12 protein-coding genes are annotated in these 16,377 nt (G+C 47.5%); 7 read left to right on the forward strand and 5 right to left on the reverse strand.

Annotation, left to right across the window (positions count from 1 at the left end; genetic code table 11):
• Positions 1 to 12: 12 nt before the first annotated feature.
• Complete coding sequence (locus KO518_RS06530; protein ID WP_216025020.1) at positions 13 to 552, reverse strand: NUDIX hydrolase; 540 nt, start codon at positions 550 to 552, stop codon at positions 13 to 15.
• Positions 553 to 889: 337 nt separating this feature from the next.
• Between KO518_RS06530 and KO518_RS06535 the strand changes: the two genes are divergently transcribed.
• The 5 genes from KO518_RS06535 to ung all read left to right on the forward strand — a co-directional run bounded on the left by KO518_RS06535 (position 890) and on the right by ung (position 9,454).
• Positions 890 to 3,454 carry a TonB-dependent siderophore receptor gene (locus KO518_RS06535; protein ID WP_216025021.1) on the forward strand — a complete coding sequence of 855 codons (2,565 nt, stop codon included), beginning with the start codon at positions 890 to 892 and terminating at the stop codon, positions 3,452 to 3,454.
• Between the two features lie 622 nt (positions 3,455 to 4,076).
• On the forward strand, positions 4,077 to 6,542 hold the full coding sequence (thrA, locus tag KO518_RS06540) for a bifunctional aspartate kinase/homoserine dehydrogenase I (RefSeq protein ID WP_216025022.1): 2,466 nt from the start codon (positions 4,077 to 4,079) through the stop codon (positions 6,540 to 6,542).
• Between the two features lie 5 nt (positions 6,543 to 6,547).
• Positions 6,548 to 7,513 (forward strand): homoserine kinase, encoded by a 966-nt coding sequence (thrB, locus tag KO518_RS06545; RefSeq protein ID WP_216025023.1) that lies wholly within the window; start codon positions 6,548 to 6,550, stop codon positions 7,511 to 7,513.
• Positions 7,514 to 7,523: 10 nt separating this feature from the next.
• The gene (gene thrC, locus KO518_RS06550; protein WP_216025024.1) at positions 7,524 to 8,807 is read left to right on the forward strand and encodes a threonine synthase; all 1,284 of its coding nucleotides are present in this window, start codon (positions 7,524 to 7,526) and stop codon (positions 8,805 to 8,807) included.
• Complete coding sequence (gene ung, locus KO518_RS06555; protein WP_216025025.1) at positions 8,807 to 9,454, forward strand: uracil-DNA glycosylase; 648 nt, start codon at positions 8,807 to 8,809, stop codon at positions 9,452 to 9,454. Before thrC ends, ung begins: the two co-directional genes overlap by 1 nt.
• A 77-nt stretch (positions 9,455 to 9,531) precedes the next feature.
• Here ung and KO518_RS06560 read toward each other — a convergent pair whose 3' ends face one another.
• The 3 genes from KO518_RS06560 to tal all read right to left on the reverse strand — a co-directional run bounded on the left by KO518_RS06560 (position 9,532) and on the right by tal (position 12,582).
• A complete protein-coding gene (locus KO518_RS06560; RefSeq protein ID WP_216025026.1) occupies positions 9,532 to 9,708 on the reverse strand; it encodes a DUF3545 family protein in 177 nt (58 codons plus the stop codon).
• A 231-nt stretch (positions 9,709 to 9,939) separates the two neighbouring features.
• Positions 9,940 to 11,589 (reverse strand): glucose-6-phosphate isomerase, encoded by a 1,650-nt coding sequence (gene pgi, locus KO518_RS06565; RefSeq protein ID WP_216025027.1) that lies wholly within the window; start codon positions 11,587 to 11,589, stop codon positions 9,940 to 9,942.
• 33 nt (positions 11,590 to 11,622) lie between these two features.
• Positions 11,623 to 12,582, reverse strand: a complete 960-nt coding sequence (tal, locus tag KO518_RS06570; protein ID WP_216025028.1) for a transaldolase — start codon at positions 12,580 to 12,582, stop codon at positions 11,623 to 11,625.
• Between the two features lie 247 nt (positions 12,583 to 12,829).
• Between tal and yaaA the strand changes: the two genes are divergently transcribed.
• Entirely contained in the window at positions 12,830 to 13,603 is a 774-nt protein-coding gene (gene yaaA / locus KO518_RS06575) for a peroxide stress protein YaaA (RefSeq protein ID WP_216025029.1), read from the forward strand.
• 81 nt (positions 13,604 to 13,684) lie between these two features.
• Positions 13,685 to 14,710: a LacI family DNA-binding transcriptional regulator gene (locus KO518_RS06580; protein WP_216025030.1), complete on the forward strand. Its 1,026-nt coding sequence runs from the start codon at positions 13,685 to 13,687 to the stop codon at positions 14,708 to 14,710.
• 52 nt (positions 14,711 to 14,762) lie between these two features.
• On the opposite strand, the gene KO518_RS06585 is transcribed toward KO518_RS06580, so the two are convergent.
• Positions 14,763 to 16,214, reverse strand: a complete 1,452-nt coding sequence (locus tag KO518_RS06585) for a glycoside hydrolase family 47 protein (protein WP_216025031.1) — start codon at positions 16,212 to 16,214, stop codon at positions 14,763 to 14,765.
• Positions 16,215 to 16,377: the final 163 nt, after the last annotated feature.

Genomic DNA, 16,377 nt, shown 5'->3' on the forward strand with positions numbered 1-16,377 from the left:
GGCGCAAAGGCGCTATAAAGCACCTTTTAATCTGGCCAGACCGAGGGCGTTGCAGGTGGTTGCATCCTGAATTTCCCCTTGTCTTATCATGTCATCCAATTGGCTCAACGGGATGCGATGGCACGTCAGGCCCTCTTCCTCCGGGTCTAGGCTTTGCTTTGTCATGGTGAGATCCCTGGCAATCCAGATGTGATATCCTTGGTTGCAAAATCCGTAGGCGAGATACTGGTAACCGATACACTCCAAGTGTTTGGCGATGAGCCCGGTTTCTTCCTGCAACTCACCTGCAGCAAGGGCTCGGGGGTCAATGTCGCTTTGTGTTTCCCACGTTCCCTGGGGAAATTCGAGCTGTCGTTTTTCTACGGGGTAGCGATATTGCTCCACCATGTAAACATGGTCATTGTGCACGGGGATCACGACGGTGAAGTCAGGCTTTTCCATGACGCTATATAAACCCTGCTGCCCGCTTTCCCGCTCGATGGTGTCTTCCCTGATCCGCATCCACTTATTTTCGTAAACAACTTTACTGCTGAGTGTTTTGATTTCCGACATAGTTTGCTCTCTTACACGTGGTTTAGTGGAACTCAACACTATTTAACAAGAACCAGGGACAAAAAGATACGCATGTACCCTATTGAAGTTAACTTTGTTTGGGGTATCTCATCTGACCAAATGGTCATTAAAATTTTATTACATGTTTAGACTTGTAGACGGCTATATTTCTGTGATTTACTTCACAAGTCAGCTATATGCAGGCCCATTCAAGATAATAATACATCAACCTAGACTCACTGGCTTTCGCTGTGCACTGTGACAGAAAAAGATGAACTATCATCGGGTTGCCCCAGTGCAACTCATTCAAAGCAATTAACAACTCGGGATCACTATCATGCAACAGGAAAAATGCACCCAACCAGCATTTAAACTTTCTATGGTTGCCGCAGCACTTATTGGCGCACCGCTTTCTCTTTTATCCACTACCGTCCTTGCTCAGGAACAAATCGCAGATGAAGATTTGGAAAAAATTCAGGTGGTGGGCTCCCGTCGTGTGGGGAGAACGGTAAATGATTCACCGGTGCCCATTGATATTATTGACGCCTCATCTATTGAAGCGACGGGTTTAACAGAAACTAATATGATTCTGAACAGCCTGCTGCCGAGCTTCAATTTTCCTCAGCCGTCTATCACCGATGGCACTGACCACGTCAGGCCGGCTCAACTGCGCGGTTTGGCTCCCGACCACACGTTGGTACTGGTGAACGGTAAACGCCGACATACCAGTGCACTGCTGAATCTCAACGGTTCGGTAGGGCGCGGTTCTTCCGCCGTTGATTTAAATGCTATTCCTGCCAATGCCATCAAACGCATTGAAGTGTTGCGGGACGGTGCAGCGGCTCAATACGGTTCTGATGCCATTGCCGGTGTTATCAATATTGTTTTAAAAGACGCCAGTGAAGGCGGTGATGTATCGGTCACCTATGGTGCAAATGTCACAACCATGGATGGCGTACCTGATCTTGATAGTGTGAGTGTTGGTGACGACGGCAATCTGGATTTTACCACAGGTTCAGATCGCTCTGTCACAGATGGTCAGACGGTGACTGTGCGCGGGAATATGGGTTTTGAGTGGGGGGCAGATGGTTTTGTCAATGTGTCTGCAGAATACCGCGACCGCGGGCAAGCAAACCGGGCCGACTTCGATCCACGGGAAAACTACGCCAGAGATGAGAATGGTGACGTGGATGAACGGGAATTAACAGTAAATCGCTATAATCATGTGTACGGCAACGGCGAAGTAGAAGATTATGCTGTGTTTATAAACGCCGGTAAATCCATTAATGATGAGGTTGAATTCTACAGTACTGCAGGGTTCAGTCAGCGCGACTCTCTCGGTGGGGGCTTCTATCGCCGAGCCCAGGACGATCGAAATATTCTGTCGATCTATCCGGACGGTTTTTTACCGTCAATTCAAACGGATATTACGGATATGTCGCTACTAGCGGGGATAAAAGGGTATGGTGATGTTTGGAATTACGATCTGTCTGTTACCCATGGTAGTAATGAACTTGAATACAGTGTAGTCAATACACTGAACACCTCATTGGGCCCAACAAGCCCTACTCAATTTGATGCCGGTGCACTGGAATACACCACCACCATTGTGAATGCCGATGCGTCACGACTGGTAGATACTGGTGCTTTCTACAGTGAAATGAACTTCGCTATGGGAGCGGAATACCGCCACGAGGGGTACGAGATTACGGCCGGTGAAGAAGGTTCATACATTCGGGGCGATTTTGGCCCTGGCGGTGCGGTAACCGATCCTTTGAACGGCCCCTTTGGTGCCGCGGGTTCTCAGGTTTTTCCTGGGTTTACACCAGAGTCAGCGGGCGACAATAGTCGTCATAACTACAGCTTCTACGTAGATGTTGAGGCGGATGTTCTTGAAAACTGGAACGTGGCGGTAGCGGGTCGATATGAAGATTATTCAGATTTTGGCAGTACATTTAACTGGAAAATGTCACATCGGGTAACCGTAACCGACGCCTTTGCATTGCGAGCATCAGTATCTACTGGTTTCCGCGCACCGTCGTTACAGCAGCAATACTTTACGTCTATTGCTACCGTGTTTGTTGATGGCGTGCCTACGGAAACCGGTACTTTCGCTCCTTCTAGTGACGTCGCGCAAGCGCTTGGCAGCCCGGGTTTGGACGCGGAAGAGTCTGAAAACTACAGCGCCGGCTTTACGTATTCACCCAACGCCGATTTTAATCTCACCGTGGATTTCTATCGCATTGATATTGACGACAGGATCGTGTTGTCGAACAACCTTTCAGGTGATGCCATTGAAGCGCTACTTGCAGGTACGGGGGCAAACCGCGCGCGCTTCTTCTTAAACGCGATTAACTCGCGTACAGAAGGGGTGGACATAGTGTCTACATATACATTAAACACCAACGATTGGGGGGCGTTTAACTTCAATGCAGGTATCAACTTTAACGACAACGAAGTGACCGGAATTCTGGATGCTCCGGACGTGTTACAAGGGGCTGGCTTCGACCAAAGTAACTTGTTTGACGATGTCGAACTGCGTCGGTTTGAAACCAGTTCTCCAGATAGCAAGATAAATCTGGGCGTAACTTGGAATTACGATCGTTATACTACTACGCTGCGCACAACGCGCTATGGTGAAGTAGAAGATCCGTCGTCAATAGAAGCGAGAAATGAAATCATCCCTTCAGAATGGGTAACCGATCTTGACGTTCGCATTGCACTTACCGACGGACTGAGTGTTTCGATAGGGGCAAACAACCTGTTTGATGTATACCCAGAGGCCACCCGGAACAATGTGGAAGATGTGACAACCTTCTCCAACATTTTCCCATACTCGGGCTTTTCGGCATTTGGTTTCACTGGTCGCTATGTCTACGGAAAGGTGAGTTACGTTTTCTGATTGTGGCCTGGCATAAATGTAAAACGGAGCACTGTGCTCCGTTTTTTGTACCTGTGCCGCTCCCAGATTTTATCACGTGTATATGCAGACTCGATTTTGAGCTGGGGGAATAGATACGGGTGACAACACTGCATGTTTATAAGTACTAAATATCAGATCAAAAAAACCTCAAGATGTGGTAATATTCACGTTGAAAAGGAATTAAAATAAAAACAACAAGTAAATCAAAAGGTTAAGTTTGTCAGAGCCGTACAGGTCACACTGACAATGTAATGCCGCGACAGTGAAAAAACATCGTAGCAACGCGCAGAGACATTGGTTTTACGTTTCTGCCGGGTAGCTGAATGCATATAATGATGGTTATGGGGGAAGTAATAATTTCACTTGTCCTGAAAATAACCCTTATTGCCGGTTGACATATAGACGTCTATACGGCAAATTAAAGTCATGAATAGAGTGATTCGCACCACCAGCACGATGATTATTACCACCTCTTGGAGGGCGGTCGCTGGCTAGTGCGCAAATTGCAATCAGACATCGAAAGCCCGCCCTGAAAAAGAGCGGGTTTTTTTTTACGCAAATTTCTGCAGATGTAGCAAAATAAAACCGAAAGGAGCATTACATGAAAGTCTTAAAGTTTGGTGGATCTTCTCTGGCCGACGCCCCCCGTTATTTGCGCGTGACCGAGATTAGTATGACCACCCACCAAACCGATGGCGCGGCAGTAGTGCTCTCCGCGCCAAAGGGAGTGACCAATGCCTTGTCGCTTCTGTGTGAGCAAGCCGCTGCTGGCGAAGATTACCAGCCGTTATTTGAAAAGTTGGATCAAACTGTTCACGGCATTGCTGATGAGTTAAATACCACACTGGATAATTTTGCTCACGACCGTGTCACTGCATTTATCGCCACTCGTCTTTCTGCTCTCAGGCAACAACTGGAAGGCATTAAGTTGTTGGGAACGGCACCGGACTCAGTATCGGCAAGTATTTTAAGTATTGGCGAATATATCAGCGTAACTCTATTTAGCGCTATTTTAGATACCAAGGGAATTGCAAACCAGATACTAGACCCTGTGGACTATGTGTTGGCCCATGGCGACTATCTAGACTCCATAGCCGATGTTGCCATGAGTAAGGCGCGTTTCAGTGAAGTGGTTAATGATGGCTCGGTGTTTCTCATTATGCCGGGTTTTGTTGCCGTTAATGAGGAGGGTGAGAAAGTTACCTTAGGTCGCAACGGTTCTGATTACTCCGCTGCTATTCTCGCTGCGTGTATCGAAGCTGACTGTTGTGAAATATGGACCGATGTAGACGGGGTATACAACGCAGATCCGAATCAGGTAGAAGGAGCGGTTCTCCTGGACAAGCTAACGTATCAGGAAGCGATGGAGTTGTCTTATTTTGGCGCCAAAGTGTTGCATCCAAAAACCATTGGTCCCATCGCCCAACACCATATTCCCTGTTTAATTCGAAATACTCTGAACCCTGCTGCGCCAGGCACGTTGATCAGTAACGAGGCCAGTGAGAAATGGACGTCTGTGAAGGGCATTTCTCAGCTCGACAATATCACTATGTTCAACGTGGCTGGCCCCGGATTGAAAGGCATGGTGGGAATGGCAAGCCGGGTATTTGAGGTTATGAGTAATGCAAATATTTCCATAAGCCTAATTACTCAGTCGAGCTCGGAATATAGCATTAGTTTTTGTATTCAGGAAAAGGACGCTGTGCGAGCCCAGTCGCTACTCGAGGATGCTTTTGCTCTGGAACTGCAAAACCAGTTACTCGATCAAATTGAAGTGCGTTCTGATTTAGCCATTGTTACCCTTGTTGGCGATGGCATGCGTCACACTAAAGGTTTGGCAGCGCGGTTCTTTTCTTCACTCGCCCAGGCCCGGGTAAATAACGTTGCCATCGCACAGGGGTCATCAGAGCGTTCTATTTCAACGGTCATTGAAGCCAAAAAGGCGAAGAAAGCTGTGAAGGTTATTCACCAGAACTTCTTTTCAGATCGTCATACCATCGATGTTTTTTTGGTGGGATGTGGCAATGTAGGTACAGAATTGCTTAGTCAGATTGCCCGTCAGCAACCCGCGTTGCTCAAGCGTAATATTCAGCTGCGTGTATACGGTATTGCCAACAGTCGCACGTTGCTACTCGATTCAAAAGGCATCGATGTGAATGGCGATTGGAAAACTTCACTTCAAGAGGCATCGGATACCTTTTCTATTTCGCGGCTAAAGGCTTTTGTCAACGACAACAGTCTGGTGAATCCGGTTATTGTGGACTGTACCAGTCACGAGTCTGTTGCTGCTCAGTATGTAGATATGATGGAAGAAGGCTTCCATGTGGTTACGCCGAATAAAAAAGCTAACACCGACACCATGGCTTATTATCGTCAGTTGCGCAAAACCGCGCAGAGTACGAATCGACAGTATCTTTATGAAACAACAGTAGGGGCGGGGTTGCCCGTTATAGACAACCTGCAAAAATTGTTTGCCGCCGGTGACGTATTGCACCGGTTTGAAGGTATTCTCTCCGGTAGCTTGTCCTATGTATTTGGCAAGTTGGAAGAAGGCATGAGTTTGTCTGAAGCAACGTCTGCGGCAAAGGAAAACGGCTATACAGAGCCTGATCCGAGAGATGATTTGAGTGGCATGGACGTGGCGCGTAAACTCCTTATTATGGCTCGTGAGGCTGGGCTGTCGCTGGAATTGTCTGATATTGAAATTGAGTCTGTACTCCCAGAAGGATTTGCTGAAGGCGCCTCAATTGAAGCGTTCATGCAACAATTACCAACCCTTGATGCCGCTTTCGGTGAACGGATAAACGCCGCTCAGGCGAATAACAGTGTACTGCGCTATATCGGCAGTATTGAAGGTGATAAATGCAAAGTAACCATTCAGGCGGTGCCGGTGAATCATCCGTTAGCTGCAGTGAAAGACGGCGAAAACGCGCTGGCTATCAACAGTGATTATTATCAGCCCATTCCTTATGTAATTCGGGGTTATGGAGCTGGTGGAACAGTAACCGCGGCGGGTGTTTTTGCGGATATCCTTCGCACTATGCCCTGGAAGCAAATGGCGGGATAACATCGATGAGCAGTAATAGTATTACCCGGGTTTTTGCTCCGGTATCAATAGGAAATGTCAGTTTGGGGTTCGATGTTCTGGGAGCAGCCCTGATACCAGTTGATGGCAGTGAGTTTGGCGATGTAGTGGAAGTAAAAGACGCCGATACTTTTTCGCTTCATACTACGGGGGCTTTTGCCCATAAATTGCCACCGGGCACAGATAATAATATCGTAACCTTATGCTATGCGCACTTTCTCGAAGCTCTGGTGAAGGTGGGCAAGCCCACACGTCACGTGGCCATGACGCTGCATAAAAACCTGCCAATTGGCAGTGGCCTGGGGTCTAGTGCCAGTTCAATTGTTGCAGCACTACACGCATTGAACGTTCACTTTGACGAGCCTTTCGACAACAACACTATGTTGCTTATGATGGGAGAAATGGAGGGGCAAATCAGTGGTAGTATCCACTACGACAACGTGGCGCCATGTTATTTCGGCGGTATGACGTTAATGACAGGCCAGGAAGAACAGGTTGCTATTCAGTTGCCGGTTGTCGATAGTTGGTATTGGGTCATTTGTTATTCTGGAATCAGTGTGTCTACAGCTGCGGCACGGGATGCGCTGCCCAAAAAGGTGGAAATGGCTGATGCTCTGACCTTTGGTCGCCAATTGGGCGTGTTTACTCACGCACTACACTGTGGAGACCACGCGCTTGCGGCCAGTGTAATGCACGATGTTATTGCTGAACCGTACCGAAAAGCGCTCTTGCCTGGTTTTGATGAAGCCAGGGCGTTCAGTATGAGAAACGGGGGGCTGGCCTTTGGTATATCCGGCTCCGGGCCGACTGTGTTTGCCGTGTGCGATGATGCTGAAAAAGCTGAAGCGATTCGTCAGTGGTTACAACGCAATTACGTACAAAATGAAGATGGCTTTAGCCACGTTTGTCGCATACCACACCGCGGTGTGGTTGAGCAGCAAGTAAAAGAATAAGGTAAGTTAAGTGGAATTAGTTAATTTAAAAGTAGCATCTGACACCGCGTCTTTTTCTCAAGCAGTAAAGCGTGGGTTGGGTCAGGAACAGGGCCTTTATTTTCCAACCAGTGTTCCGACACTGGCCAATATTGATGACGTGTTAGCCATGCCCTTTGTGGAACGCAGTATTCACGTACTTAAAGCCTTGATTGGTGATGAACTGGGTGACGGCACGTTGGAAAGTATTGTAAAAGACGCGTTTACCTTTCCAGCACCTGTCGTTAGTGTGAGCGACAACGTGGCGACACTGGAATTGTTCCACGGCCCGACATTGGCGTTCAAAGACTTTGGTGGTCGCTTTATGGCCCAGTGCCTTTCCCGTATTAGTAATGGTGAACCCATTACTATTCTCACTGCCACCTCGGGCGATACTGGCGCAGCGGTTGCTCACGCTTTCCACGGTATTGAAAACATCAATGTGGTTATTTTGTTCCCCAAAGGCAAGATAAGCCAGTTGCAGGAAAAGCTGTTTACCACCCTCGGTGACAATATTCACACCGTTGCCATCGAAAGTGATTTCGATGCGTGTCAGGCCATGGTGAAGCAGGCGTTTGATGATCCGGACGTGAGAGAAGGGCTGCACCTTAACTCTGCGAACTCTATTAATATCAGCCGCTTGCTTGCTCAGGTGTGCTATTACTTTGAAGCCGTGAGTCAACTTAGCGACACCCAGCGCAAGGAATTGGTGGTTTCTGTACCCAGTGGTAATTTTGGTAACCTTACCGCTGGTATGATAGCCAAGGCCATGGGTTTGCCAATCAAACGCTTTGTAGCGGCGACCAACTTGAATGACACAGTTCCACGCTACCTAAAAACGGGTGAGTGGGCTCCGAATCAAACGGTTGCTACTATGTCGAATGCAATGGATGTGAGCCAACCCAATAACTGGCCGCGCATCGAAGCATTGATCGAACGGGGTTTTCTCGACAAAGCATGTCTTCGCGGTGAGTGCGTAGATGAAGATTACACGCAGATTGCCATGCGTCAACTGGCACAACAAGGTTACACCAGTGAACCACACGCTGCGATTGCTTACCGAGCGGTAAGCCATGATCTGGCTGAAGGTGAGTACGGATTGTTCCTGGGAACTGCTCATCCGGCAAAATTCAGAGAAACCGTGGAAAACGTTTTGGGTCAGCCATTGAGCCTGCCTCAACCTCTGGTAGACTGCTCAAGTAAAGAAAGCCAGGCCGTAACATTACCTGCGAGCTATGATGCACTCAAAGCGCATATGTTCTCAGTATTAAAGTAATGACATGGGGTGATGTGCTGGGCGCGGAAAAGGCCCAGCCCTATTTTAAAGCGTTGTTGGCAAAGGTAGCGGAAGCCCGTCAGCACGCGGTGGTTTATCCGCCTGAGAAAGATGTTTTTAACGCTTTTGCCCTTACTCCTTTGGCGAGTGTGAAAGTGGTTATTTTAGGTCAGGATCCTTACCACGGTCCCAATCAGGCGCACGGGCTATGCTTTTCCGTTCCAAAGGGTGTTAAAACACCTCCTTCGCTAAGAAATATCTACAAAGAGCTGGCTGATGATATTCCTGGCTTTTGCATTCCGGAACACGGCAATTTGTCGCACTGGGCTCGCCAAGGGGTATTGTTGTTAAATACAGTGCTGACCGTAGAGCAGGGGAAGGCACATAGCCACGCGCATTTAGGCTGGGAGCGCTTTACCGATGCAGTCGTGCAGGTAATTAACGTTCATACAGAAAACGCAGTGTTCTTGTTGTGGGGTAGTCATGCCCATAAGAAAGGTGCAAATATAAATCGTCAACGACATTTAGTCCTGAGCGCACCACATCCATCGCCGTTGTCTGCCCACAGAGGTTTTTTTGGCTGTCATCACTTTAGCCAAACAAATCAATGGTTGCAGGCGCACAACAAAGCAACCATCAACTGGTAACGAGCGCCCGTACTACAAATGATTTTCTGCTGTCAATAAACAAAACGGCCGTCTGAGAGCAGACGGCCGTTTGTGTATTATCTTTCCATTGTTTCGAGTTCGTATTCGAACCCGCAATCAATTTCAGCTAGTTCTTTTTCTAATTTGAAGCGGTCTTGAAGGGCTTCTATTTCTCTCCATTTTCTCTTTTTACTTTTCGTTTTAGCCGGAGTTTCTTCAATATTTAACATCGCAAACAGATCTGACTTATCCACTAGGATCTCCTTTCGTTTACCACTTAACTCAGTGCCAGAATTGAATGTTTTTCATCCTTCAGGCTCTTTTGTATCACAGCCGTCGCAAGAATAAAACAGTAAAATTTACTTTTCATTAACAATTTGTGACAGTTGTATGACACGCTGTGGTTTTGCCCAGGCAAAAACGGCCAGTAAAAACTGGCCGTTAGTCAGATGCACAGTTTTGGCTGCCAGGGCAGCCTTATTTCCTCAACTTGGTGCATTGGCGTTCCTGAAGCGACGAATCAGATGTTGTGTGGATGCGTCGAACGATTCGCTCTCTGCTTTTCCTTGAATCCCATCAAGTACTTGATTACCAAGTACTTTGCCGAGTTCTACACCCCATTGATCGAAGGAGTTTACTTGCCAGATAACGCCCTGGACAAAGACCTTATGTTCATACATTGCAACCAACGCGCCAAGTGTTTGTGGCGTGAGAGAATCAAACAATATTGTATTGCTGGGTTTGTTTCCCGGCATGGTTTTGTGTTGTGCCAGTGCGTTGCGTGCGTCCTCGTCCAACCCCTTGTCGCTGAGGTCGGCATAGCACTCGTCGAAGGTTTTGCCCTGCATTAGCGCTTGCGTCTGGCCAAAGCAGTTTGAAGCGAGCATAGCGTGATGCGTATCGTTCTGATTTGGCACGTTCAGTGGCAGCATAAAGTCTGCGGGGATCACCGACGTTCCCTGGTGTATCAACTGATGGAAAGAGTGTTGTCCATTGGTACCCTCACTTCCCCAAATGATTGGACCGGTTTGCCAATCAACGACATCGCCGTTTTGGGTTACTTGTTTGCCGTTGCTTTCCATATCCAACTGCTGTACATACGCAGGCAAGCCTCTGAGATAGTGGTAATAAGGCAGCATAACGTGAGACTGCGCGTCAAAGAAGTTGCGGTACCAAACGCCCAACACTGCCAGAATAACGGGCAAATTGCTCTCAAAAGGTGCATCGCGGAAGTGCTTATCCATGTCGTGGGCACCCTCCAGTAAACCTTTGAAATTGTCAAAGCCAAGGGCCAGAGAAATTGGCAGACCGATGGCTGACCAAAGGGAGTAGCGACCGCCAACCCAGTCCCACATGGGGAAAATATTTTCTTCGGCAATACCAAACTCGGTGGCAGCTTTAACGTTCGATGAAACAGCAACAAAGTGCTTGGCAATATCTTCCTGCTTGCCACCCTGCCCGAGGAACCAGGCTTTAGCTGTAAGGGTGTTCTGAAGTGTCTCCTGAGTAGAAAAAGACTTGGAAGACATTACTACAAGGGTTTCTTCATGGTCCACAGAGGCGAGTACATCGTGGATATGGCAACCATCGACATTTGCCACAAAGTGTACTTTGACCGCATGGTGAGTGTGCGGTTTCAGCGCTTCGGTCATGATTTTGGGACCGAGGAAGGAACCGCCAATACCAATGGCGACAATTTGTTTAACGGCTTTACCGGTATAACCTTTGTGTTCGCCTGAATGTACAGATGCCGTAAAGGCTTTGATTTTCTCAAGGGTGGCAAGTACTTCTGGCATGACGTCTTCGCCGTCAACCATTACTGGCTCGCCACTGAAGTTGCGAAGTGCGGTGTGCAGTACCGCGCGATTTTCTGTGGTATTTATGGCCTTACCGCCGAACATGGCTTCACGATGGTGCTCCACGCCCTGTGCTTTTGCAAGATCAAACAGCGCTGCCATTACTTCGTCGTTGACGCGGTTTTTTGAATAGTCTACAAACAGACCACAGGCTTCGGCCTGCATTTTCTCTGCTCGGCTGGGATCGGCAGCAAACCAATCTCGCATATGGGCATCTTTGATTTCAGACGCCAGGGCTTGCAATTTCGCCCAGGCTGGCTGGTGTGTTAAATCAGTCATAAGCTTTCCAGTGTTACAAATAAATAGGGTAGATTAGTGGCCCAGTTTTTCTTTGAGCATAACTTCCAGTTTTTCCTGATCGGCGGCAAAGTTGCGAATACCTTCTGCAAGCTTTTGTGTAGCCATGGCGTCTTCGTTCATGTCCCAACGGAAAGCCACTTCGTCGAGCTTCGCGCCCGGTGTTGCCGTAGCGCCTTTGTCCTGTAGTTTAACAGGTAATGGAGCAGTCGTATTTTTAAGCTCTTCCAGCAACTGCGGGCTGATGGTCAGTCTGTCACAGCCTGCCAGTGCCTGAATTTCACCAATATTGCGGAAACTTGCGCCCATCACCACAGTGTCATAACCGTGTTCTTTGTAGTAGTTGTAGATTTGTGTTACCGAGATAACACCAGGATCTTCATCAGCACTGTATTCTTTTTTGTCGGTATTCGCTTTGTACCAGTCGAGAATACGGCCTACAAACGGAGAAATAAGGTACACTCCCGCTTCGGCACATGCCCGCGCTTGGGCAAAACTGAACAATAAAGTGAGGTTGCACTGAATGCCACGCTGCTCCAAAATCTCAGCCGCTTTAATGCCTTCCCATGTAGAGGCAATTTTGATTAGAATACGCGACTTGTCGATGTCTTCATCGTTGTACAGTTCGACCAGGCGTTCGGCTTTTGCGATGGTGGCTTGCGTATCGAAAGACAAACGGGCGTCAACTTCTGTTGAAATGCGGCCCGGAATCAGTGCAGAGATTTCTTTGCCGATTGTTACAGCGAGTTTGTCAGACGCATCGATAAGCTGTTGAGCGGGGTCCTGAGACTGTAATTTCGCCCACGCGACAGCATCATCAATATAGCCGGCGTATTCGGGAATGCCCGCGGCTTTTAGGAGTAATGACGGATTGGTAGTGGCATCTACAGGCTGATACTTTTTTATGGCTTCGATATCGCCCGTGTCTGCTACGACGGTTGTTAATTCGCGCAAAGCGTCTAATTGATTGCTCATCGTCTCTCTCTAAATAGGTGACCTAATTAAACGAAAAGCCCACGGAACATAGTCGTTGTGAGCTGACAGATATTGATGGTTGTGTTTTTCAACGGAACCACAATGTAGGGTTTGTATGTCCGGTCGATTAAACCAGATCGATTTTGGTAATTTTATAACAGACTGGCGGTATAAATAACACCGCTATACGAGATTTTATCCTACTTATGAGGATAATCGTAATATTTTAGATGTAGAGGAACCCGTTATGATCGTGGTGGTATCACCTGCTAAGAATTTGGATTTTGACACCGAAACGCCGATAAAGACGTTTACCCAGCCAGATTTACTCGATGCCGCCGAAGCATTGGCTAAACGGTGCAAAAAATTATCCCCCGCTGACCTCTCATCACTGATGAAAATCAGTGATAAGTTAGCCACACTGAACGCCAACCGGTTTGATTCGTTTTCTACCCCGTTTACGCCAGAAAATGCGCGCCAGGCCATTTACGCGTTTAACGGTGATGTTTACACAGGGTTAGATGCCTATTCACTGAGCGAAGAAGCGCTGGCCTACGGGCAGCGCCATTTGCGCATTTTGTCAGGTCTTTACGGCTTGCTGAGACCGCTGGATTTAATGCAGCCATATCGCCTGGAAATGGGAACTAAACTCGATAACAGTAGAGGCAAAAACCTCTACGAGTACTGGGGTGATGACATTACCCTGGCCCTGAACAAAGCCCTGCAAGCGCAAGGTGACAATGTATTAGTAAACCTGGCGTCAAATGAGTACTTTAAATCGGTGAAGCCCAAGGCCCTTGATGCTATGGTAGTGACGCCCCATTTTAAAGATTTGAAAAACGGGCAGTACAAAGTCATCAGCTTTTTTGCTAAAAAAGCCAGGGGAATGATGGCGCGCTATATTATTCAAAATCAGGTTGATGACGTGGCTGGGTTGAAAGCATTTGACAGTGCGGGATACCGCTTTTGCGAAGAGCAGAGTACCGATACTGACCTGGTCTTTTTGCGCGACAATCCGTAGTGGTAGTTCTACTGGTTGCGGGTTATCGACGGTTGTATTCTGCGTGCTGTTGCAACCGGTTTTACAGAAGAAGAATGTAACATGACGACAATGCGGCGTGTATCGGAAATTGCGGGTGTATCTAAATCCACGGTTTCCAGAGCATTAAAAAACCCTGAGATGGTGTCAAAGGAAACCAGAGACCGAATCTATGAAGCAGTGCGTGAGGTAGGTTACAAACCCAACGCGTTGGCTCAACACTTTAATTCGGGCAAATCAAATACCATTGTTGTGTTGGTAACTGATATTACCAATGCGTTTTACTCAAGAATTATCAAAGGCATAGAGCTGGCAGCGCAGCCCTTGGGATACTCTGTTTTGCTGGGAGATGCCTGCGATGATGAAAACAGGGAAAGAATGTACGCTGACATGCTACACACCAGCAGGGCAGACGGGCTTATCCTTCTGCATCACCGCTTTCCCTTCGACGCAGATTGGCTACAAACCGGCACAACCAAGCCTATTGTTAGTGTTTGTATCCCGCCTGTGGAGCCCTACAACTATCCTCATATTGTGATTGATAACTTTGCCGCTAGTCGCGAAGTGGCCCTGCATCTCATTAAACTGGGGCATCGTAAAATTGCAGCCATTGCCGGTCAGGACAACGGGCAAATCACTAAAGATCGCTTAGGTGGACTAAAAAGAGTGCTGCAAGAACGCGGTATCGCGTTTAACAACGACTGGTTCATTCAGGGAGAGTACAGCAAAGCGTCTGGCGAAAATGCCGTTGAGCAGCTGATGCAGCAGGATGATCGCCCCACGGCTCTGTATTGTTTTAATGATGATATCGCCATAGGTGCGATGAAAAAACTGAGAAGTTTGGGTTTGCGGGTGCCTGAAGATGTTTCCGTGGTTGGGTTTGATAATTCGGAATTTGGTGAGTATGTGGATCCGCCACTCACCACTGTCAACCAACCTGCGTTGGAAATGGGCAAGCGAGGAATGGAGGTACTGTTTGGCCTGATGAATGGCCATGTTGTGGATGATTGTGCCCAGTATAAGCCCTATGAGCTGATTATTCGCAATAGCACAGCTATCGCTTGTGAAAACGATAAAAAAAGCGCCTGAAGAGGAATTCAGGCGCCGGTTAACTATCTTTTATCTTCGCCGTGGACAGACCTCAGTTGGTCTTGTCATAGCCTAGATAAACAGGGGCTTTTTCCCGGTTAAAGTGTGCACGCTTAAACGTATGGGCTTCAGTGTTGAACACGTAGTCGTCAAAATCGAAGTGTGCTTTGCCCGCAAATGTCACATAAAAGTATTTGAGCGTTTCGGCATAGAAATACGTTGCCAGATAGTCTTTGGCTTCTTTGGTACGCACGTCTTTCACTGAGTTATACGCAACGTCATTCCGGCAGCATGCATTCATGTCAAGCCAGTATTGTTTCACCATGTCCATGTATATGGGCTTATTGGTTAGTTGCAGTAAATAATAAGCAGACTCAACAATTTCCGGGTTCAATTCCGACTGTGGATATTCTATTTCGTCATTGCCATAGTGATAGCGGGTTGGCAGAAGTCCGTATTTATTCCACAACCAATGCCAGGTTGCCTGGTTCTTTTCCGCGTTTTCAATATCCCCGGATACAGCCTGTATGGCAGGAAAGAATGCATCGTATAACGATACTGAACGCTTCAGCACGTCGCCGGTGTTCATATCCACAATAGTATAAAACCGATGACCTTCAAAGTCGTCTGCAAGGTAACGGTTAATTTTATCGATGCTATCGTCCCAGATGGCTTTAATTTCCGGATCGGGGAACAACATCCAGCTTTTATACATATACTCGTAGTACGCATCCACGCCCGCCTGCAGGTGATGCCATTTAGTGCCTTCCCACTCGCCCGTTTCAACGTTGATGATTTCGCCGGGTAAGCCTATGTCTGAACGACGACTATAAATCGCTTTGGTGGCCCGTTTCGCCGCCTGATAATATTTTGGATCCTGGCTGTAATAACTCAAAATACCAAATTCAAACAGGTAGGTAGCAGCTTGCGCAACGTTTACTACATTGCCTTTACCAACGCCTTTGTCACCTGCGGTTTTGCCAGTGACTAAATTGACAGAGTGGTAGGGAATTCCTGTTGGGGAATTAAACGCAGGCAGAATACGATCGGCAAAGTCGATGGCTTTTTCCAGGATTTTAGGGTTCTGGGTGTAGTCATACATGGAGAGCAGACCACCTAATATGCGGATGTTAACTTCAAATACCTGCACGTAGATGTCTTTGTTCCAGTCCATGGATAGGGCATATTGCTCAATTTCATCAGCCTGCTCATCCAATCCCATTACCTTGAGTGAGCTGTAAGCGTCATACGGCGAAATGCCGAGAGAGTCTTCGTACCAGTTAAACCCCTTTTTGGACAGCGGGAGCAGTACATCGTCCCCCCAGGCATATTGCCTGTAAGCGTTCCAGGAACGCAGGGTCTCGGCTTTTACCTGGTCGGCAAGTTCAACATCTGCCAGTGCGGATTGTTGTGATATCTCGCTGGTTTTGGGCGATTCTGTTACACACCCCGTACACAGGAAGGTTGCAGCGATACTTCCTGCTATCCACTGTTTCATTTTCATAGTTTTACCTTTTTTCTATTAATACATTTGCGAGTGAATCTACCTACAAAGTTATCAATTTGCAACCGGTTGCTTTGTGTTTGGAAACACGATGTCATGTCAATAGAATAGGGTCTGGTTTCCATTAGCTGGTTGATTGCTTTGTATTTTTTTATACAAAACA

This window comes from Aestuariibacter sp. A3R04, from assembly GCF_018860805.1.
GTDB lineage: Bacteria > Pseudomonadota > Gammaproteobacteria > Enterobacterales > Alteromonadaceae > Alteromonas.